Origin of the sequence: Pleomorphomonas koreensis DSM 23070, assembly GCF_000425185.1 — a bacterium.
In the GTDB taxonomy this organism is placed as follows: domain Bacteria; phylum Pseudomonadota; class Alphaproteobacteria; order Rhizobiales; family Pleomorphomonadaceae; genus Pleomorphomonas; species Pleomorphomonas koreensis.
On record NZ_KE384327.1, the window covers coordinates 291,515 to 309,765 of the forward strand.

Annotated in this window: 21 protein-coding genes and 1 pseudogene; 12 read left to right on the top strand and 10 right to left on the bottom strand. The window is 69.8% G+C overall.

The genetic code is table 11. From position 1 onward, the window contains the following. The first annotated feature begins 84 nt into the window (after positions 1-84). Positions 85-759 carry a YggS family pyridoxal phosphate-dependent enzyme gene (locus H512_RS0121445; RefSeq protein WP_036793088.1) on the top strand — a complete coding sequence of 225 codons (675 nt, stop codon included), beginning with the start codon at positions 85-87 and terminating at the stop codon, positions 757-759. Here H512_RS0121445 and H512_RS0121450 read toward each other — a convergent pair. The 7 genes from H512_RS0121450 to dapF form a co-directional block, all read right to left on the bottom strand. Then, positions 744-1,337 (bottom strand): DsbE family thiol:disulfide interchange protein, encoded by a 594-nt coding sequence (locus H512_RS0121450; protein WP_026785151.1) that lies wholly within the window; start codon positions 1,335-1,337, stop codon positions 744-746. The two genes, H512_RS0121445 and H512_RS0121450, sit on opposite strands and share 16 nt — an antisense overlap. Continuing rightward, complete coding sequence (gene ccmD, locus H512_RS0121455) at positions 1,334-1,558, bottom strand: heme exporter protein CcmD (RefSeq protein WP_036793090.1); 225 nt, start codon at positions 1,556-1,558, stop codon at positions 1,334-1,336. The genes H512_RS0121450 and ccmD overlap by 4 nt, the downstream gene beginning before the upstream one ends. Further along, a complete protein-coding gene (gene ccmC, locus H512_RS0121460; protein ID WP_026785153.1) occupies positions 1,555-2,283 on the bottom strand; it encodes a heme ABC transporter permease CcmC in 729 nt (242 codons plus the stop codon). Before ccmC ends, ccmD begins: the two co-directional genes overlap by 4 nt. A 166-nt stretch (positions 2,284-2,449) precedes the next feature. Continuing rightward, positions 2,450-3,532, bottom strand: coding sequence for a signal recognition particle-docking protein FtsY (gene ftsY, locus H512_RS0121465; RefSeq protein WP_026785154.1), 1,083 nt, complete (start codon positions 3,530-3,532; stop codon positions 2,450-2,452). Between the two features lie 18 nt (positions 3,533-3,550). After that, positions 3,551-4,807 carry a tRNA (N(6)-L-threonylcarbamoyladenosine(37)-C(2))-methylthiotransferase MtaB gene (mtaB, locus tag H512_RS0121470; RefSeq protein WP_026785155.1) on the bottom strand — a complete coding sequence of 419 codons (1,257 nt, stop codon included), beginning with the start codon at positions 4,805-4,807 and terminating at the stop codon, positions 3,551-3,553. 85 nt (positions 4,808-4,892) lie between these two features. Further along, a complete protein-coding gene (locus H512_RS0121475) occupies positions 4,893-5,735 on the bottom strand; it encodes a class I SAM-dependent methyltransferase (protein ID WP_026785156.1) in 843 nt (280 codons plus the stop codon). Between the two features lie 104 nt (positions 5,736-5,839). Continuing rightward, positions 5,840-6,691, bottom strand: a complete 852-nt coding sequence (gene dapF, locus H512_RS0121480; RefSeq protein ID WP_026785157.1) for a diaminopimelate epimerase — start codon at positions 6,689-6,691, stop codon at positions 5,840-5,842. Positions 6,692-6,955: 264 nt separating this feature from the next. Between dapF and ffh the strand changes: the two genes are divergently transcribed. The 7 genes and pseudogenes from ffh (at position 6,956) to H512_RS0121515 (ending at position 11,989) form a co-directional block, all read left to right on the top strand. Then, positions 6,956-8,497 carry a signal recognition particle protein gene (gene ffh / locus H512_RS0121485; protein ID WP_026785158.1) on the top strand — a complete coding sequence of 514 codons (1,542 nt, stop codon included), beginning with the start codon at positions 6,956-6,958 and terminating at the stop codon, positions 8,495-8,497. After that, positions 8,494-8,787, top strand: a complete 294-nt coding sequence (locus H512_RS0121490) for a chorismate mutase (protein ID WP_026785159.1) — start codon at positions 8,494-8,496, stop codon at positions 8,785-8,787. The genes ffh and H512_RS0121490 overlap by 4 nt, the downstream gene beginning before the upstream one ends. A gap of 60 nt (positions 8,788-8,847) precedes the next feature. Further along, positions 8,848-9,207, top strand: a complete 360-nt coding sequence (rpsP, locus tag H512_RS0121495) for a 30S ribosomal protein S16 (RefSeq protein WP_026785160.1) — start codon at positions 8,848-8,850, stop codon at positions 9,205-9,207. Between the two features lie 74 nt (positions 9,208-9,281). After that, the gene (gene rimM / locus H512_RS0121500; protein ID WP_026785161.1) at positions 9,282-9,827 is read left to right on the top strand and encodes a ribosome maturation factor RimM; all 546 of its coding nucleotides are present in this window, start codon (positions 9,282-9,284) and stop codon (positions 9,825-9,827) included. Then, positions 9,824-10,534 (top strand): tRNA (guanosine(37)-N1)-methyltransferase TrmD, encoded by a 711-nt coding sequence (gene trmD, locus H512_RS0121505; RefSeq protein WP_026785162.1) that lies wholly within the window; start codon positions 9,824-9,826, stop codon positions 10,532-10,534. Before rimM ends, trmD begins: the two co-directional genes overlap by 4 nt. Positions 10,535-10,693: 159 nt before the next feature. Further along, a pseudogene (gene rplS, locus H512_RS25430) lies at positions 10,694-11,089 on the top strand (50S ribosomal protein L19); the annotation flags it as partial. 87 nt (positions 11,090-11,176) lie between these two features. Further along, positions 11,177-11,989 (top strand): exodeoxyribonuclease III, encoded by an 813-nt coding sequence (locus tag H512_RS0121515; RefSeq protein ID WP_026785163.1) that lies wholly within the window; start codon positions 11,177-11,179, stop codon positions 11,987-11,989. A gap of 106 nt (positions 11,990-12,095) precedes the next feature. Here H512_RS0121515 and H512_RS0121520 read toward each other — a convergent pair whose 3' ends face one another. Next, entirely contained in the window at positions 12,096-12,557 is a 462-nt protein-coding gene (locus H512_RS0121520) for a Crp/Fnr family transcriptional regulator (protein WP_026785164.1), read from the bottom strand. A gap of 157 nt (positions 12,558-12,714) precedes the next feature. Further along, positions 12,715-13,398 carry a response regulator transcription factor gene (locus tag H512_RS0121525; RefSeq protein WP_026785165.1) on the bottom strand — a complete coding sequence of 228 codons (684 nt, stop codon included), beginning with the start codon at positions 13,396-13,398 and terminating at the stop codon, positions 12,715-12,717. A 184-nt stretch (positions 13,399-13,582) separates the two neighbouring features. On the opposite strand from H512_RS0121525, the gene H512_RS0121530 reads away from it, so the two are divergent. Next, on the top strand, positions 13,583-14,137 hold the full coding sequence (locus H512_RS0121530) for a L,D-transpeptidase family protein (RefSeq protein ID WP_026785166.1): 555 nt from the start codon (positions 13,583-13,585) through the stop codon (positions 14,135-14,137). A gap of 1 nt (position 14,138) precedes the next feature. Here H512_RS0121530 and H512_RS0121535 read toward each other — a convergent pair whose 3' ends face one another. Beyond that, positions 14,139-15,371, bottom strand: a complete 1,233-nt coding sequence (locus H512_RS0121535) for an FAD-dependent monooxygenase (protein ID WP_026785167.1) — start codon at positions 15,369-15,371, stop codon at positions 14,139-14,141. 361 nt (positions 15,372-15,732) lie between these two features. On the opposite strand from H512_RS0121535, the gene H512_RS0121540 reads away from it, so the two are divergent. The 3 genes from H512_RS0121540 (at position 15,733) to H512_RS0121550 (ending at position 18,071) form a co-directional block, all read left to right on the top strand. Then, on the top strand, positions 15,733-16,071 hold the full coding sequence (locus H512_RS0121540) for a P-II family nitrogen regulator (protein ID WP_026785168.1): 339 nt from the start codon (positions 15,733-15,735) through the stop codon (positions 16,069-16,071). A 106-nt stretch (positions 16,072-16,177) separates the two neighbouring features. Further along, positions 16,178-17,524 (top strand): ammonium transporter, encoded by a 1,347-nt coding sequence (locus H512_RS0121545; RefSeq protein ID WP_026785169.1) that lies wholly within the window; start codon positions 16,178-16,180, stop codon positions 17,522-17,524. 208 nt (positions 17,525-17,732) lie between these two features. Continuing rightward, positions 17,733-18,071, top strand: coding sequence for a P-II family nitrogen regulator (locus tag H512_RS0121550; protein ID WP_026785170.1), 339 nt, complete (start codon positions 17,733-17,735; stop codon positions 18,069-18,071). Positions 18,072-18,251: the final 180 nt, after the last annotated feature.

Here is an 18,251-nt window from a genome sequence, read left to right on the forward strand (position 1 = left end):
CGGCTCGTCCTCCGTCGTCTTGACAAGACGGCGGCGGACGCCAAAGACAGGCAAAGGGATCGCCCCCTGGGAACGGAGGACAGCATGACGATTTCCGAAGCGCTCGGACGGGTGCGGGCAGCGATCGAGGGCGCCGAGGAAGAGGCCGGCCGGCCGGCCGGATCGGTGACGCTGATCGCCGTGTCCAAGACCTTCGGCGAAGCCGACGTCCGCGCCGCCGTCGCCGCCGGCCAGCTGGTCTTCGGCGAGAACCGGGTGCAGGAAGCGGCGACGAAGTTCCCGGCGCTGAAAGCGGAGTTCCCGGCAATCGAGCTGCATCTGATCGGGCCGCTGCAGTCGAACAAGACGCGCGAGGCGGTGGCGCTGTTCGACGTCATCCACAGCGTCGACCGCGACAAGATCGCCGCGGCGCTGGCCGGGGAGATGGCGGCGCAGGGCCGCTTCCCGAAGCTGCTGGTCCAGGTCAACACCGGCGAGGAGCCGCAGAAGGCCGGCGTGCGGCCGCGCGAAACGGTGGAATTCGTCAAACGCTGCCGCGAGGCGCATGGCCTCGCCATTGCCGGGCTGATGTGCATCCCGCCGGTCGGCGATCCGCCGGCGCCGCATTTCGCGCTGCTCGACGAACTGGCGCGGCGATGCGGCGTCGCCTTCCGCTCGATGGGCATGTCGGCCGATTACGAGACGGCGATCGGCCAGGGCGCGACGCACGTGCGGGTCGGCAGCGCCATCTTCGGCTACCGGGATTACGGTGCCGGCTGAGCAGGCACCCCGTTCAGCGCCTTGTCGACGGCCGGCATCAGCTCGGTGGCGATGCGGTCCGGCGTCAGCGGGCCGACCAGCTTCAAGGCGATGCGACCGTCGGCCACCACGAAGGTTTCCGGCACGCCATAGACGCCCCAGTCGATGCCGACGCGGCCGCTCTGGTCGGCGCCGACGGCGGCATAGGGGTTGCCGAGGCCGTTGAGGAAGCGCAGCGTCTGCTCCTCGGGGTCCTTGTAGGCAAGGCCGTAGAGGCGGACGCGGCCTTCCTCGGCCAGCTTCATCAGCAGCGGATGCTCGATGCGGCAGGGCGCGCACCAGCTGGCGAAGACGTTGACGACAAAGACGCCCTTCTCGAGGTCGGAGGCGGCGAAGCCGGGCACCGGCGCGCCGTCGCGGGCGAGGCCGGTGACGGGATCGAGGCGGAACGCCGGCACCGGCTTGCCGATCAGCGCCGACGGCACCTCGGACGGGTCGCCGGCGCCGAGCCGGCCGTAGAACAGGGCGGCCAGCGCCACGAACAGCAGCAGCGGGATGAGCGCCAGGATGCTGGCGCGGCGGCGTTTCGGTTCGCTCACGCCCCCGTCTCCAGCGACGGCGCCGTCGGGGCGGTTTCGGGGGCCAGACGGGCGGCGGCGCGGGCCGAACGGCGGGTCAGCCCGCGTGCCTCGAGGGCGGCCATCGTCTTCAGGAGGCGGCGATGGTCGAGGACCACCCAGAGCGTCAGGCCGAGGGCGGCGAGGGCCGCCGCCGCGTAGCTCAGGAGGATGAAACCGGCATAGGGACCAAGGGCGATCATCGGGCGGCTCCGGCGGCGGTGAGGCCCAGGGCGCGGATGCGCCGGCGAAGGATCTCGTTGCGCATGGCGGCGAGGTGCAGCGTCAAGAGAAGGGCGGTGAAGGCCAGCGCCATGGCGCCGAGCGGCACCAGCATGGCGGCGTCGATGGTCGGGCCGCCGACGCGGAACACCGAGGCCGGCTGGTGCAGGGTGTTCCACCAGTCGACCGAGAACTTGATGACGGGGAGGTTCACCGAGCCGACCAGGATCAGGATGGCGGCGGCGCGGGCGGCCCGCGTCGGGTCCTCGATGGTGCGCCAGAGGGCGATCAGGCCGAGATACATGATGAACAGCACCAGCACCGAGGTGAGGCGGGCGTCCCACTCCCAGTAGGTGCCCCACATCGGCCGCCCCCACAGCGAGCCGGTGATCAGCGCCAGCGCCGTGAAGGTGGCGCCGATCGGCGCGGCGGCGCGGGCGGCGACGTCGGCCAGCGGATGCCGCCAGACCAGCGTGCCGAGCGCCGAGACGGCCATCACGCCATAGGCCAGCATCGACAGCCAGGCGGCGGGCACGTGGATATACATGATCTTGACCGTCTCGCCCTGGAGATAGTCGGCCGGCGAGCGGGCGACCAGGACGAGGCCCGCCGCGAACAGCAGCGCGGTGATACCGGCCAGCCAGGGAATCAGGCGGCCGGCCAGCGCCAGGAAGCGGGAGGGATTGGCGAGTTCGGCGAGGGACATCGGGACCTCGGGGCGGTGCGGGGTGGGCCGTTGCGGTCTCGACCCATTCTAAACTGAACTGATAGCGGCTTCGCCGCCCGCCGGCAATCCGGAGCCGCCCGAGGGTACGCCGTCTTTCGTCGCGCATCCGCTCGTCCGAAAATTCTCACAACTTTCGGGCAGATGCTTAATCGTCGATGCCGGCGATGGCGCGGGCGAAGTCGCGCGCCGCGAAGGGTTCGAGGTCGTCCAGCCCCTCGCCGACGCCGATGAAGTGCACCGGCAGGCCGAATTTCTCGGCGATGGCCACCAGGATGCCGCCGCGCGCCGTGCCGTCGAGCTTGGTCATGACGAGGCCGGTGACGCCGGCCGTGCGGCCGAAGGCCTCGACCTGGGAGACGGCGTTCTGGCCGGTGGTGGCGTCGAGCACCAAGAGCACGTCGTGCGGCGCCGTCGGATCGATCTTCCTGATGACGCGGACGACCTTCTCCAGCTCGGCCATCAGCTCGGCCTTGTTCTGGAGGCGGCCGGCGGTGTCGATCATCAGCACGTCGATGCCCTCGGCGCGGGCGCGGGTCAGCGCCTCGAAGGCGAGGCCGGCCGAATCGGCGCCGACCTCGCGGGCGACGATCGGCACGCCCGCCCGGCCGGCCCACACTTTGAGCTGGTCGATGGCGGCGGCGCGGAAGGTGTCGCCGGCCGCCAGCATTACCTTGTGGCCCTCGGCGGTGAATTTCGAGGCGAGCTTGCCGATGGTGGTGGTCTTGCCGGAGCCGTTGACGCCGACCACCAGCACCACCTGCGGCGCCTTGCCCGGCTTGAGCGCGAAGGGCACGGCGACCGGGGCCAGCACCTTCTCGACCTCGGCGGCCAGGACGGCCTTCACCTCGGCGTCGGTGATGTCCTTGCCGTAGCGCTCGGCCGACAGGCGCTCGGCGATGGCCGCGGCGACGGCGACGCCGAGGTCGGCCTGGATCAGCACGTCCTCCAGTTCCTCCAGCGTGTCGCCGTCGAGCTTGCGCTTGGTGAAGATCGAGACGATGCCGCCGCCGATCGCCTGCGAGGAGCGCGACATGCCGCCGGTGAGGCGCTGGAACCAGGAGGGGCGGGGCGTTTCGGGCGCCAGCGCCGTATCAGGTGCCGGCTCGGGCACGGCGACGGGCTCCGCCGGCGCTGGCGATGATTCCGGCGATGATTCACGTGTGTCCGGCACCCCGGCCTTGCCGCCGAACCAGCGGCCGATCAGGCCCGGCTTCTTGTCGTCCGACATGTCGTTCGGTCCTCCGCCTCAGGCGGCTCTGGAGATTAGGGTGCGGTCGGTGTGGCCGGTGACGACGGCCGGCACGATCTCGCCGGGCGCGCCCCGGTCGATCTCGGTCAGCGTGAACTGTTCGGTGCGGCCGAGCCCGTCTTTTTCGACCAGCACGGCATGGCGGCGGCCGGCCTCGGCGTCGAGATGGGCGCGGAAGGCGACGTCGCCCTTCTCCCTCAGGCGGGCGGCGCGCGCCTTGATCTCCGGCCGTGCCACCTGCGGCATGCGGGCGGCCGGCGTACCGGGGCGCGGCGAATAGGGGAAGACGTGGAGATGGGTGAGGCCGCAGTCGTCGACGATGGCGAGCGAGTTCCGGAACATGTCCTCGGTCTCGGTGGGGAAGCCGGCGATGATGTCGGCGCCGAACACCATGTCAGGGCGGAGGCGCCGCGCCTCGTCGCAGAAGCGGACGGCGTCGGCCCTGAGATGGCGGCGCTTCATGCGCTTCAGGATCAGGTCGTCGCCGTGCTGGAGGGAGAGGTGCATGTGCGGCATCAGCCGTTCCTCCTCGGCGATGGCAACCATCAGGTCGGGGTCGGCCTCGATCGAATCGATCGACGAGATCCTGAGGCGGGACAGCTCCGGCACTTCCTTCAGGAGGACGCGCGTCAGGCGGCCGAGCCGCGGCCGGCCGGGCAGGTCGTCGCCGTAGGAGGTGAGGTCGACGCCGGTCAGCACCACCTCGGCGTAGCCGTTTTCGACGAGGCGGCGCACCTGGCTCACCACGTCGCCCATCGGCACCGAGCGGGAATTGCCGCGGCCGAACGGGATGATGCAGAAGGTGCAGCGGTGGTCGCAGCCGTTCTGCACCTGCACGAAGGCGCGGGTGCGGCCCTCGAAGCCGTCGACGAGGTGCAGCGCCGTCTCGCGCACGCTCATGATGTCGTTGACGCGGGTTTTCTCCTCGGCCGATACGCCGAAGTCGGGGATGGCGCTGTAGGCCGCCTCGGAGAGCTTGTCGGCGTTGCCGACCACCAGATCGACCTCGTCCATCTCGGCGAACAGCTCGGGCGAGGTCTGGGCGGCGCAGCCGGTGACGACGATGCGAGCGCCGGGATCGGCGCGGCGGGCGCGGCGGATCGCCTGTTTGGCCTGTCGCACCGCCTCGCCGGTGACGGCGCAGGTGTTGACCAGCACGGCGTCGGAGAGGCCCGCTTCGAGCGCCTTCCGCCGCATCACTTCCGATTCCGCCGTGTTGAGGCGGCAGCCGAAGGTGATCACCTCGATCGCCATGCCGTCGTCGTGCTCCCTGTGGTCCAGACCCGGCTATATGGCGGAAAGGCGCGGAAATTGCCAGAGGCGAAACCGCGGGGGACCGCTAATCCGGGCGGCGGGCGCGCACCACGTGCGATCCCCATTCGCCGCCGCCGGCGGCGGGCTCGCCGAGATAGCGGTGCCTCAGCGCCTGGATATCGAGGTCCTCCACGTCGGACAGGCCGATTTGCCGCAGCGCGGCGGCAAGCTCTGCCGGCTCGAAGAAGCCGACCCACGGCTCGCCGCTGGCCGCCAGTTCCGCCGTCATCGCCTCGGTGACGGCGCGGCCCTCCGGCGACTGGGAATGGGGCGGCACCGTATAGTCGAGGACGACCTCGGAGCGCGGCAGGCCGGCGATGAAGCGGAGCAGATCGAGCGTCGTCGCCACCGGCAGGTAGACGGCGACGCCGAGCATTTCGAAGAAGGTCGGCTGGTCGGCCCGCCAGCCGGCGGCGGAGAGCGCCGCGGCGAGGTCGCCGCCGCCGATCTCGGCCGGCACCAGCGACAGGCCGGCCGGCAGATGCGGCCCGAGGCGCAGGAGGCGCCGCCGCTTGTCGGCCTGGGCGGCGGCGCGGTCGACCTCGAAGACGGCGAGCCCGAGCCGCCGGTAGGGGTTGCGGAGGCTGAAGGTGTCGAGGCCGGCGCCGAGGATCACCATCTGGCGGCAGCCGCGCTCCACCGCCTCGGCCAGCGCGTCCTCGGCATAGCGGCTGCGGGCGGGCATCAGGAAGCGCAGGACGTGGTAGCCGGGCACCCCCGGCAGGCCCATGGTCAGCGGCGCCGCCTCCGGGCCGAGGATGTCCTCGGCGAAGGGATCGCGGAAGACGCGGCCGTCGTCGTGCGTCTGGTGCGCCGCCCGGATGGCGGCGGTGACCTGCGAGGTCTGCATGGGAAAGCCGTAGCGCACGACCAATCCTCCCGAGCGCCTCCGTGCTGCGCGGCCGCGCTCCATCTGCTTGTTTGCCCGCGGTTCCGGAGGGAAAGGTGGAAGCCGGCTTTCCCGGAACTGCTTCAGGCTACCTCCGGCGCGAAGGTCGCTTCCGGCAGCAGGCCGTCGTGCTCGAATTCGGTGGCGCCGGTCATCAGGATGCGGTTCTCCGCCGTCCAGTCGATGACGAGGTCGCCGCCCGGCAGGCTGACGCGCACCTTGCGGCCGGTGCGGCGGGTGCGGGCGGCCGAGACGGCGGCGGCGCAGGCGGCCGAGCCGCAGGCGCGCGTCAGGCCGGCGCCGCGCTCCCACACCCTCAGCGTCAGCGCGTCGGGCGCCGTGACGTGGGCGAGCGAGATGTTGGCGCGCTCGGGGAAGATCGGGTGGTTCTCCAGCATCGGCCCGATGGCGGCGAGATCGTAGGCTTCGACGTCGTCGACCCAGAAGATGGCGTGCGGGTTGCCGATGCTCACCACCGACGGCGAATGCAGGATCGGCGCGTCGATCGGCCCGATCTGCAACTCGATGGCGCGGGTGTCGGCGAAGGGCTCGGCGAGCGGGATGTCGTTCCAGGCAAAGCGCGGCTCGCCCATGTCGACGGTGACGAGGCCGCCCTCGGCCCGCTCGACGCGGAGGAGGCCGGCGCGCGATTCGAGGAAGAAGGGCGACGGCGCGCCGGCCTCGAACAGGCGGGCGCCGACGCAGCGGCTGCCGTTGCCGCAGGCGAAGCTCTCGGAGCCGTCGACGTTGAAGATGCGCATCGAGGCGAGGGTGTCCGGCCGGCGCGGCGCGTAGAGCACCATCAACTGGTCGAAGGGCTCGCGGGCGGCGATGGCGCGGGCGGCGTCGGCCGTCACCGTCTCCGGCCGGTGCCTGAGGTCGAGCACCACGATCTCGTTGCCGATGCCGTTCATCTTGACGTAAGGGATGCCCATCGCCGCCTCGCTTGTCCGGCTCCTTCATAGACGATCGGCGGCGACGGCGGAAGGCGATCCTCGCTTTTCCTTGACTTCAAGCCGCCTTGTCTGTAAGGCCCGTCCATTCTCGTCCTGTTGCGACAGCCGAGCCGCCGACCGGGGCATGATCCCGGAGGTCAACATCCGCCAGCGCGTCGCGCCCGCGGATGGGCGTGGCGCTTGGGTTTTGCGGCCGGCGAGGCCATATGAGCGGTCCGACAGACCGTTCGACGGGGACCGCCGATGTTTGAAAGCCTTTCCGATCGCCTTGCCGGCATCTTCGACAAGCTCACCCGCCGCGGTGCGCTGTCGGAAGCCGATGTCGCCGAGGCCATGCGCGAGGTGCGGCGGGCGCTGCTCGAGGCCGACGTGGCGCTCGACGTCGTCAAGTCGTTCACCGACAAGGTGAAGAACCGCGCCGTCGGCGTCGAGGTGGTGAAGTCGGTCACCCCCGGCCAGATGGTGGTGAAGATCGTCCACGACCAGCTGGTGGAGACGCTGGGCGCCGACGCCCAGCCGATCGACCTGGAGGCGCCGGCGCCGGTGGCCATCCTGATGGTCGGCTTGCAGGGCTCGGGCAAGACGACGACCACGGCGAAGATCGCCAAGCGCCTCACCGACCGCCAGCGCAAGAAGGTGCTGATGGCCTCGCTCGACACCCGTCGGCCGGCCGCCATGGAGCAGTTGAAGGTGCTCGGCCAGCAGAATGGCATCGACACGCTGCCGATCGTCGCCGGCCAGTCGGCGCAGGAGATCGCGGCGCGGGCGCTGACCGCCGCCCGGCTCGGCGGCTACGACGTGGTGCTGCTCGATACGGCCGGCCGCGTCACCGTCGACGACGCGCTGATGAGCGAGGCGGCCGACGTCAAGCGGATCGCGGCGCCGCACGAGGTGCTGTTGGTGGCCGACGCGCTGACCGGCCAGGACGCCGTCAACACGGCGCGCGCCTTCGACGGCCAGATCGGCATCACCGGCATCGTGCTGACGCGCGTCGACGGCGACGGCCGCGGCGGCGCGGCGCTGTCGATGCGCGCCGTCACCGGCAAGCCGATCAAGCTGATGGGCGTCGGCGAGAAGGCCGACGCGCTCGAGGACTTCCACCCGCAGCGGGTGGCCGACCGCATCCTCGGCATGGGCGACATCGTGGCGCTGGTCGAGAAGGCCGCCGCCAACCTCGACGCCGAGAAGGCGGCCCGCATGGCCGCCAAGATGGGCAAGGGCGAGTTCGACATGAACGACCTCGCCGAGCAGCTCGGCCAGATGCAGAAGCTCGGCGGCATGAGCGGCATCCTCGGCCTGATGCCCGGCATGGGCAAGATGAAGAACCAGCTCGCCGCCGCCGGCTTCGACGACCGGCTTCTCAAGCGGCAGCTCGCCGTCATCCAGTCGATGAACAAGAAGGAGCGGGCCAAACCCGCCCTCCTCGATGCCAAGCGGCGGAAGCGCATCGCCGCCGGCTCGGGTACCGACGTCTCCGACGTCAACAAGGTGCTGAAGATGCACCGGCAGATGGCCGACATGATGAAGGCGATGGGCAAGCAGAAGGGCGGCCTGTTCGGCGGCCTCGGCAAGCTCGGCGCCATGATGGGCGGCGGCGGCCTGCCCGACCCCTCGAAGATGGACCCCGCCCAGCTTGAGAAGATGGCCCGCGACATGGGCATGGGTGGCGGCGCCGGCGGATTGCCGCCCGGCCTTGGCCAACTGCCGCCCGGCCTCGGCGGTCTTGGCGGCCGCCTGCCGGGATTGCCGGGTCTGCCCGGCCTGCCGAAGGGGCCGAAGAAATGACCACCCCCGATCCGGTGATGGCCGAACTCCTGGAGCTGCGCGGCTCGATCGACAACATCGACGCGGCGCTGGTGCATCTCCTCGCCGAGCGCTTCAAGTGCACGCAGCGGGTCGGCCGTCTCAAGGCCGAGCACGCGCTGCCGGCGGCCGATCCGGCGCGCGAGAAGGTGCAGATCGAGCGGCTGCGCGGCCTTGCCGCCGACGCCCGGCTCGATCCGGACTTCGCCGAGAAATTCCTGAACTTCATCATCACGGAAGTGATCAGGCACCACGAGGCGCTCCGCCTCTAGGGGCGCCTCACCGAACCCAAGACGCCTCAACCTCAAGACAGACAAGCTGGAGTAACCCCGATGTCCCTCAAGATCCGTCTCGCCCGCGGCGGCGCCAAGAAGCGTCCGCACTATTCGATCGTCATCGCCGACGCCCGCTCGCCGCGCGACGGCCGCTTCATCGAGAAGATCGGCACCTTCGATCCCATGCTGGCCGACGACGCCGAGAACCGCGTCACGCTGAACGCCGAGCGCGCCAAGTACTGGCTCGACCAGGGCGCCCAGCCGACCGATCGCGTGCTGCGCTTCCTCGACAAGGCGGGCCTCGCCAACCGTCCGGCCCGCTCCAACCCGAAGAAGGCCGAGCCGGGCGACCGCGCCAAGGAGCGCGCCGCCGAGCGGGCCGCCAAGGCCGCCGCCCTCGAGGCGCCGACCGAGTGATTGCGGCCTGACGCCGCCTTTCAAGGGACCGTCCCGCCCCGCGGGGCGGTCCTTTTCCTTGCCGGAGACCCGCCATGGCCGAGCCGAAGCCCATCCTGATCGCCGAGATCGGCGCCGCCCACGGCGTGCGCGGCGAGGTGCGCGTCAAGGCGCATACCGCCGATCCCCTGGCGGTCGCCGACTATGGACCGCTGTCCGACGGCAAGGGTGGGGTATTCAAGGTGAAGTCGCTGAGGCATCTGAAGGACGACATGCTGGTGGTCGCCTTCGAGGGCGTCGCCGACCGCACCGCCGCCGAGAAGCTCAATCGGACAAAACTCTTCGTCGACCGCTCGGCGTTGCCGCCGCCGGATGAGGACGAGTTCTACCACGCCGACCTCATCGGCCTCGCCGTCGAGACCACGGCCGGCGAGGCGATCGGCACGGTGGCGACGGTGGCCGACTTCGGCGCCGGCGATCTTCTGGAGGTGCGGCGGCCCGGCAAGCCCTCGGTCTACCTGCCGTTCACCCGCGCCGTGGTGCCGACGCTCGACTTTGCGGCGGGCAAGGCGATCGTCATGCCGCCGGACGGCCTCCTCGACGAGGCCGGCCAGCCGGAGGACGGGGAGGACGCATCGTGACCGGCTTTGCCGCCGATGTGCTGACGCTCTATCCGGAGATGTTTCCGGGGCCGCTCGGCGCCAGTCTGGCCGGCCGGGCGCTCGCCGAGGGCGGCTGGTCGCTCACGGCGACGCAGATCCGCGATTTCGCCACCAGCCGGCATCGCAACGTCGACGACACGCCGGCGGGCGGCGGGCCGGGCATGGTGATGCGTGCCGACGTTCTGGCCCGTGCCGTCGATGCGGTGTCGCCGCCCGACGACGCGCGGCCGCGCCTCGTGATGACGCCGCGCGGCACGCCGCTCCGGCAATCGCGGGTGCGCGAACTGGCGGCCGGTCCCGGCGTCGTCGTGCTCTGCGGCCGTTTCGAGGGCATCGACGAGCGGTTGATCGGCCGGCGCGGCTTCGAGGAGGTGTCGATCGGCGACTACGTGCTGTCCGGCGGCGAGGTGGCGGCGCTGGTGCTCATCGACGCGGTGGTGCGCCTGCTGCCTGGCGTGATGGGCAACGACCTTTCCGGCCTCAGCGAGAGCTTCGAGGACGGCCTCCTCGAACACGCCCAATATACCAGGCCGCCGGTGTTCGAGGGCGAGGCGATCCCGCCCGTCCTGTTGTCCGGCGACCACGCCAAGGTCGACGCCTGGCGCCGCGCCGACGCCGAGCGGACGACCGCTGCCCGGCGGCCCGACCTCTGGGCGGCGCATGTCGAGCGCCGGAGCCGGAAATGAAGGCTTTCCGGCCAAGATTCTTGCCGCAGGTGGTCGACAAAGCCGCTCTGCTCGTGTAGGAACCCGGCCGGTAATTGATTGACGCATCCGCCCCTTCGTCCTGATGTGACGATGTCTTCGGGCGCTCTGGTCGGCTCAGGAAGAAGAAGGAATTCAAAGATGAGCAAGATCATCCAGGAGCTCGAGGCCGAGCAGATGGCCACCGTCAAGGCGCAGCGCGAGCTGCCGCAGTTCTCCCCCGGCGACACCGTGCGCGTCAACGTCAAGGTGACCGAAGGCACTCGCACCCGCGTGCAGGCCTACGAAGGCGTCTGCATCGCCCGCAAGGGTGGCGGCCTCAACGAGAGCTTCACCGTCCGCAAGATTTCCTACGGCGAGGGCGTCGAGCGCGTCTTCCCGGTCTACTCGCCGCTGATCGACTCGCTCGAGGTGGTGCGCCGCGGCAAGGTGCGTCGCGCCAAGCTCTATTACCTGCGCGATCTGCGCGGCAAGGCGGCCCGCATCTTCGAGGCGACCAACGCCCGCGCCCGCAAGCTCAACGACGCCGCCAAGGCCGAGAAGTGAGCCTCAGCCACGGCTGAACCATTCCAGGCCCGCGCGCAGCCGCCCGCGGGCCTTTTCACGTTCGGAGAGCCGAGAGCCATGCGACAGGTCAAGATCGCCACCTGGAACATCAATTCCGTGCGGATGCGCCGGCTGATCGTCGAGCGGCTTCTCAACGAGGCGGCGCCCGACGTGCTGTTCCTGCAGGAGACCAAGTGCCAGGACGGTCAGTTCCCGGCCGCCGACTTCCGCAAGCTCGGCTACGAGCATGTGGCGCTGAACGGCGGCCGCGGCGGCTACCACGGCGTCGGCATCGTGTCGCGGCTGCCGCTTCACGACGTGCGCGTGCAGGAGTTCTGCGACAAGGTCGGCGATCCACGCCATATCTCGGCGGTGATCGGCGAGGGCAATTCGGCCTTTCGCGTCCATAACTTCTACGTGCCGGCCGGCGGCGACGAGCCGGACCCGGCGATCAACCCGAAGTTCGAGCACAAGCTGCGCTTCCTCGACGAGATGAAGGGCTTCCTGCCGGCGATCGGCGACGGTCTGCCGGACGTGGTGGTCGGCGACCTCAACGTCGCCCCGCACGAGCACGACGTCTGGTCGCACAAGGCGCTTCTGAAGATCGTCAGCCATACGCCGATCGAATGCGAGAAGCTGGAGGCGGCGCGGGCGTCGGCCGGCTATGTCGACCTCGCCCGGCGCTTCGTGCCGCTCACTGAGAAGCTGTATTCCTGGTGGAGCTACCGCGCCAAGGACTGGCGGGCGGCCGACAAGGGCCGGCGGCTCGACCACATCTGGGCGCATCCGGCGCTGGCCGACCGGATGAGCGACTTCCGCATCCTAAAGGATGCCCGCGACTGGGACCGGCCGTCCGACCACGCGCCGGTGGTGGTGACCGTCGATCTCTAGAGCAATTCCAGCAAAAGTGGGAACCGGTTTTGCGTCCGGAATTGCGTCTCAACAATGAGATTGAGCCTTTCCGGTGAACCGGATTTCACCGGAAAGGCTCTAGCGGTCAGTGACCGAGCCGGTCGAGGCGGTCGCGCACCGCCATCAGCCGTGAGGTGGTGTCGCGGACGTTTGCCGACAGGCGGCGGTGCAGGCTGGCGGCGATGTCGGGAAACTCGTCGAGCATGCGGCGGAACAGCGGCCGGCGGATCAGGATGGTGTCGACGCGACCGCGCGCCACGGCGGTCATCGTCCGTTCGCCGTCGACGATCAGCATCAGGCCGTCGATCAGCGCGCCGGGCGCCGCCACCTCGGCTGGCGTCGCGTCGTTGCCGGGCGGAAACAGCGCCACCTCGCCCGACGACACCACATAGGCGCCGTCGGCGCGGTCGCCGGTCGAGTAGAGGCGCTGGCCGTCCTTGAAACTGCGGCTCTCGGCCGAGAAGGCGAGCAGGCGCAGCTTGTCCTCCGTGAAGTCGGACAGCATGGGCACCGTGCCGAGCAGCTTGATGTCGGACTCGAGACTCATGGACAGCCTGAAAGGCGGGCTCGGCGGCGACGACGACCGATCACGCGCCGCCGCACGACGCATGACGGAGAAGCAGTAGCACGCCGGTCCCGGAAGGTTAACCGCCCAATGCCCCGGCCGTCCGAAGCGGCCGGGTTTTCCACGCCGAAGGCCGGGCTCACGGTACCAGCTTGTAGCCGCCGCCCTCGGTGACGAGGAGCTGGGCGTTGGCCGGGTCTTTCTCGATCTTCTGGCGCAGCCGGTAGATGTGCGTTTCCAGCGTGTGGGTGGTGATACCGGCGTTGTAGCCCCAGACCTCGTGCAGCAGCACGTCGCGGGTGATCACCTTGTCGCCGGCCCGGTAGAGGAACTTCAGGATCGAGGTTTCCTTCTCGGTCAGCCGGATCTTGCCGCCCTTGCCGTCGACCAGCAGCTTGGCCGAGGGGCGGAAGGTGTAGGGGCCGATGGTGAACACCGCCTCCTCCGACTGCTCGTGCTGGCGCAGCTGGGCGCGCACGCGGGCGAGCAGCACGGCGAACTTGAAGGGCTTGGCGACATAGTCGTTGGCGCCGGCTTCGAGGCCGAGGATCTGGTCGCTGTCGGTGTCGTGGCCGGTCAGCATGATCACCGGCGCCGCGAAGCCGCCCTTCCTCAGGATCTTCACCGCCTCGCGGCCGTCCATGTCGGGCAGGCCGACGTCCATCAGCACCAGGTCGACGTGGGCGGTGCGGGCCGCCTGCATGCCCTTGGTGGCGGTTTCGGCCTCCAGCGGCTCGAATTCGTCGAACAGCGAGAGCTGTTCCAGCAGCGCCTCGCGAAGGTCGGGATCGTCGTCGACGATCAGGATTTTTCGAGCGGTCATGTCGTCCCCGTCAAGGATGGGCCGTCCAGGATGAACGCCGGCAGCACCCCCGTCCTGCCGGAGGGGCGCCGCCGGGTTGGCGATTCACCCGATCTCTGCCAGATTATCACGGCGGATCGGATACTTCACAGAATTATACCGTCTGTTGGTCGCTGGCGGCCGTCTGTCAAGCAAGGCGGAAAATATGCATCGCAAGCCGGAATCGAAGGGGTCGGCGTTCGACCTCATTCACGTTCGCGTGACATCGCGTCGAAACTGTCGCGGCCGTCTCGTCGGTGACGGCATCGATCTCGCCGCTGCCATCGGCCGCTCGGGTCTCACGGCCATGAAGCGGGAAGGCGACGGCGCCAGCCCGATCGGACAGTTCCGCATCGTCGGCGGCTACTACCGGCCCGACCGCTTTCCCGCCCGGCCGGTCGCCGGCCTGCCGCTCAGGCCGCTCAGGCCGGACGACGGCTGGTGCGACGATCCCGGGAATCGCAACTACAACCGCCCGGTCCGCCGGCCCTATCCGGCCAGCCACGAGGCGATGTGGCGCGACGACGGCGTCTACGACATCGTGCTGGTGCTCGACGTCAACCTCATGCCGCGCGTCAAGGGCGGCGGCAGCGCCATCTTCTTTCACCTGACGCGCCCCGACTTCGGCCCGACGGCCGGCTGCCTGGCGATCAGCCGCCGCGACATGCTGCGGCTGTTGCCGCGCCTCTCCACCGAGACGGTAATCGCCTTCGGAGGATAGGTCAGATCGGCTCGCCGTCGACGAGGCGGGGCGTCGGGCCGGGCGCGCCGGCCGCGGCGGCGATCAGCGCCCGCTTGACCGGCGGCAGCCGGTCGATCAGGCCGAGGCCGAGGTCGCGGACCAGCCGCAGCGGCAGGAGATCGTTGGAGAACAGCCGGTTGAGACCGTCGGTCATGGCGGCCATGCGGATGGTGTCGAAGCCGCGCCAGCGCTGGTAGTCGCCGAGCACGTCGGCGGCGCCGGGATCGCGGCCGGCTCTCAGCGCACCGGCCACCACCTCGGCCAGCGCCGCCGCATCCTTGAAGCCGAGGTTGAGGCCCTGGCCGGCGATCGGATGGATGGCGTGCGCGGCGTCGCCGACCAGCGCCAGCCGTTCGGCGGTGAAGCGGCGGGCGAGCGCGAGGCCGAGCGGGAAGGCCTGCCGCTTGCCGACCACCGAGAGCTTGCCGAGCCGGTGGCCGAGGCGGCGCGCCAGCTCTGTGTCGAACAGGAAGGGCTCGCCGCCGACCAGACGGCCGGCGATGTCGCTGCGCTCGCTCCAGACCAGCGACGAGCGGCGGCCGCCCTTCAGCGGCAGCACGGCAAACGGGCCGGCCGGCAGGAAATGCTCCTCGGCGCGGCCGTCGTGCGGCCGCTCGTGCTCGATGGTGGCGACGATGCCCGACTGGCCGTAGCTCCAGGAATTGACGCCGATGCCGGCTTCGGCCCGGAGGCGCGAGCGGGCGCCGTCGGCGGCCACCACCAGCGAAGCCAGCATCGTCCGGCCGGAGGCAAGCGTGACGCGCCGGCCGCCGGGGAGGGGTTCGGTGGCGGCGACGCTGTCGGGAGACAGGAAGCGGACGCCGCTTTTCTCGGCGGCGGCGCCGAGCGCCGCCACCAGCGGGCCGGTCGGCAGCATGTGGGCGAGCGGCCCGTCATTGCCTTCCTGTCGCTCGAAGGTCAGGAACACCGGACGGATCAGGTCGTCCAGGCGGGAATCGGTGATGATCATCTCGCGCACCGGCTCGGCCTCGCCCGACAGCCCGTCCCAGACGCCGAGGGCGCCGAGCATGCGGCGGCCGGCGGCGGCCACCGCGAAGGCTCGGCCGTCGCCCGACGCCTCGCGCCATGGCCGGGGATCGACGAGCGCCACCCTGGCGCCCGGCACCGAAGCGGCGATGGCCAGCGCTGCGGACAGGCCGACGTAGCCGCCGCCGGCGATCAGCACGTCCACTCTCTCGACGGTTTCGGTCATTGTCCGGTACTCCCGCTGCGATCGAAGGCCCCATCAACATAGTGGGATTGCGGATGGCGGCCAATGGCCCGCTGTCTCCGGACGCGAAAAAGCCGGCCGCGGCTGGAGGTGACTGCCGTAAAAAGAGGCGGCAGTAGCAAGATCGTTTGCCTTTGATATGGGCAGAGCGGCCTCTATGCCGCTGAAATGATCACCGGCCATGGCGCCGACGGCGCCTCCGACCGCCGAAATGCAGAAAAAGCCGCCTGTCCGGCCAGCTTGGCACAAAGATTGTTTCTCCTGGAGGCATCGAGGCCCGCAACGGGGCGCATCGCGGGGGTGCGCGCCTGGTCCCGGGAAACCAGTCGATGGAAGGAACCCCATGAAGATCGTCATGGCAATCATCAAGCCCTTCAAGCTGGACGAGGTGCGCGACGCGCTCAACGCTCTCGGCGTGCACGGGCTCACGGTGACGGAAGTCAAGGGCTATGGCCGCCAGAAGGGCCATACCGAGATCTACCGCGGCGCCGAATATGCTGTCAGCTTCCTGCCGAAACTGAAGGTCGAGGTGGCGGTGGCCACCGACCAGGTCGACAAGGTGGTGGAGGCGATCGCCACGGCCGCCAAGACCGGCCAGATCGGCGACGGCAAGATCTTCGTCACATCCATCGAGCACGCCGTGCGCATCCGCACCGGCGAGACCGACGGCGAGGCGCTCTGACCCCACGGCGGGCCCGCTGCCGGGCCTGTCAGGCACGCCGCCGGTTGGCGCCCAGGTGGGCAGGCAGGCCGGACGGACAGTCGACAACCGATCCAAGAGGATTTCGATGAAGCATCTCAAGTCCCTTCTCGCGGCCGCGCCGGCACTGGCGCTGATGGCCGCCGCGGCGTTCGCCCAGGACGCCGTCGCGCCGGCGGTCGAAGCCGCCGCCCCGGTTCCCGTCGCCGATCCCGGCCACACTGCCTGGGTGCTCACCTCCACCGTGCTGGTCGCCATGATGACCGTACCAGCGCTGGCCCTGTTCTACGGCGGTCTCGTACGCTCCAAGAACGTGCTGTCGATCCTGATGCAGTGCCTGATCGGCTTTGCGGTGATGGCCATCCTGTGGATCGTCTACGGCTACTCGCTGGCCTTCACCATGCCGGACGAGGCAACCGCGCTGTCGCCGTTCATCGGCACCTTCGGCAAGGCCTTCCTGGCCGGCATCACCCCGGAGACGGTGTCCGGCTCCATACCCGAGATCGTCTTCGTCGCCTTCCAGATGACCTTCGCCTGCATCACGCCGGCGCTGATCGTCGGCGCCTCGGCCGAGCGCGTCAAGTTCGGCGCGGTGATCTTCTTCCTGGTGCTGTGGTTCACCTTCGCCTACCTGCCGATGGCCCACATGGTATGGGGCGGCGCCGGTTCCTATCTCGGCAGCGTCTGGGGCGCCATCGACTTCGCCGGCGGCACCGTGGTGCACATCAACGCCGGTATCGCCGGTCTGGTCATCGCCATCATGGGCGGCAAGCGTATCGGTCTCGGCCGCGACAACTTCGCGCCGCACAACCTGGTGCTGACCTATATCGGCGCCATGCTGCTGTGGATCGGCTGGTTCGGCTTCAACGCCGGCTCGGAGCTGGCCGCCGACGGCATCGCCGGCTACGCGCTGCTCAACACCCTCGTCGCCACTGCCGCCGCGGCCATCGCCTGGCCGTTCGCCGAATGGCTGACCCGTGGCCACGCCTCGCTGCTCGGCGGCGCCTCGGGCGTCGTCGCCGGCCTGGTCGCCATCACCCCGGCCTGCGGCACCGCCGGTCCGTTCGGTGCCATCGTGATCGGCCTTGCCGCCGGCGCGATCTGCTTCTGGGCCGCCACCTGGGTCAAGGCGAAGTTCGGCTATGACGACGCCCTCGACGTGTTCGGCGTGCACGGCGTCGGCGGCATCGTCGGCTCCATCCTGACCGGCGTGTTCGCCAACCCGGCGCTGGGCGGCCTCAAGGCCGACTACGCCGGCTTCGGCACCCAGGTCACCGCCCAGGTGGTGTCGGTGATCGTCTGCATCCTGGTGTCGGGCGTGGTGTCGGTGATCGCGCTGTCCATCGTCAAGGCGATCATGGGCCTGCGCGTCACCGAGACGGCCGAGCGCGAAGGTCTCGACATCACCACCCACGGCGAGCGCGCCTACAACTGAGCCGACGTCCCGTCGGGCGATTTGCAACGGGCGGATCCCTGAGGGGTCCGCCCGTTCATCCTTTCGGTGCAATCGCCGCGCGACGCGCCGAGGACGGCAGTCTCCATTCCATTTTCCGCTTGGCGCTCGCGCCGGTCGCGCTATGGTCGGCGTATCGACAAGGCGGTTCGCCGCCCATCCCGACACGGACCGGAAAAGAGGTGCCCCCATGAAGATCGTGACGGCCATCATCAAGCCCTTCAAGCTCGACGAGGTGCGCGACGCGCTGACCACGCTCGGCGTGCACGGCCTGACGGTCACCGAGGTCAAGGGCTACGGCCGCCAGAAGGGCCACACCGAAATCTACCGCGGCGCCGAATATGCCGTCAGCTTCCTGCCGAAGCTGAAGATCGAGGTCGCCGTACCGGCCAACGAGGCGGAGAAGGTGGTGGAGACCATCGCCTCGGCCGCCAAGACCGGCCAGATCGGCGACGGCAAGATCTTCGTCCATTCGATCGAGCACGCCGTGCGCATCCGCACCGGCGAGCAGGACGAAGAAGCGCTCTGAGAGACCGCCCGGAGTTTCCGCTCCGGCGACCGCCCGCCCCGACCTCCCCAGCTGTCCGGTGCCCGCTTCGGTGAAAGCCGGAGCGTCGCTGCCGGACGCAAATTTCGGAAACGGTCGCCGGGACCGTTTCGGGGCGATCCCGGCGAGAGGGTTAAAGGGCGTTTAACCATGGATGCCTAG

What these genes read in the sequence shown, in the direction of transcription:
- H512_RS0121445 (WP_036793088.1), top strand. Translation starts at nt 85, where the DNA reads ATGACGATTTCCGAAGCGCTCGGACGGGTGCGGGCAGCGATCGAGGGC.
- ccmD (WP_036793090.1), bottom strand. Translation starts at nt 1,558, where the DNA reads ATGATCGCCCTTGGTCCCTATGCCGGTTTCATCCTCCTGAGCTACGCG.
- ccmC (WP_026785153.1), bottom strand. Translation starts at nt 2,283, where the DNA reads ATGTCCCTCGCCGAACTCGCCAATCCCTCCCGCTTCCTGGCGCTGGCC.
- ftsY (WP_026785154.1), bottom strand. Translation starts at nt 3,532, where the DNA reads ATGTCGGACGACAAGAAGCCGGGCCTGATCGGCCGCTGGTTCGGCGGC.
- mtaB (WP_026785155.1), bottom strand. Translation starts at nt 4,807, where the DNA reads ATGGCGATCGAGGTGATCACCTTCGGCTGCCGCCTCAACACGGCGGAA.
- dapF (WP_026785157.1), bottom strand. Translation starts at nt 6,691, where the DNA reads ATGGGCATCCCTTACGTCAAGATGAACGGCATCGGCAACGAGATCGTG.
- ffh (WP_026785158.1), top strand. Translation starts at nt 6,956, where the DNA reads ATGTTTGAAAGCCTTTCCGATCGCCTTGCCGGCATCTTCGACAAGCTC.
- H512_RS0121490 (WP_026785159.1), top strand. Translation starts at nt 8,494, where the DNA reads ATGACCACCCCCGATCCGGTGATGGCCGAACTCCTGGAGCTGCGCGGC.
- rpsP (WP_026785160.1), top strand. Translation starts at nt 8,848, where the DNA reads ATGTCCCTCAAGATCCGTCTCGCCCGCGGCGGCGCCAAGAAGCGTCCG.
- rimM (WP_026785161.1), top strand. Translation starts at nt 9,282, where the DNA reads ATGGCCGAGCCGAAGCCCATCCTGATCGCCGAGATCGGCGCCGCCCAC.
- H512_RS0121515 (WP_026785163.1), top strand. Translation starts at nt 11,177, where the DNA reads ATGCGACAGGTCAAGATCGCCACCTGGAACATCAATTCCGTGCGGATG.
- H512_RS0121520 (WP_026785164.1), bottom strand. Translation starts at nt 12,557, where the DNA reads ATGAGTCTCGAGTCCGACATCAAGCTGCTCGGCACGGTGCCCATGCTG.
- H512_RS0121525 (WP_026785165.1), bottom strand. Translation starts at nt 13,398, where the DNA reads ATGACCGCTCGAAAAATCCTGATCGTCGACGACGATCCCGACCTTCGC.
- H512_RS0121530 (WP_026785166.1), top strand. Translation starts at nt 13,583, where the DNA reads ATGCATCGCAAGCCGGAATCGAAGGGGTCGGCGTTCGACCTCATTCAC.
- H512_RS0121535 (WP_026785167.1), bottom strand. Translation starts at nt 15,371, where the DNA reads ATGACCGAAACCGTCGAGAGAGTGGACGTGCTGATCGCCGGCGGCGGC.
- H512_RS0121540 (WP_026785168.1), top strand. Translation starts at nt 15,733, where the DNA reads ATGAAGATCGTCATGGCAATCATCAAGCCCTTCAAGCTGGACGAGGTG.
- H512_RS0121545 (WP_026785169.1), top strand. Translation starts at nt 16,178, where the DNA reads ATGAAGCATCTCAAGTCCCTTCTCGCGGCCGCGCCGGCACTGGCGCTG.
- H512_RS0121550 (WP_026785170.1), top strand. Translation starts at nt 17,733, where the DNA reads ATGAAGATCGTGACGGCCATCATCAAGCCCTTCAAGCTCGACGAGGTG.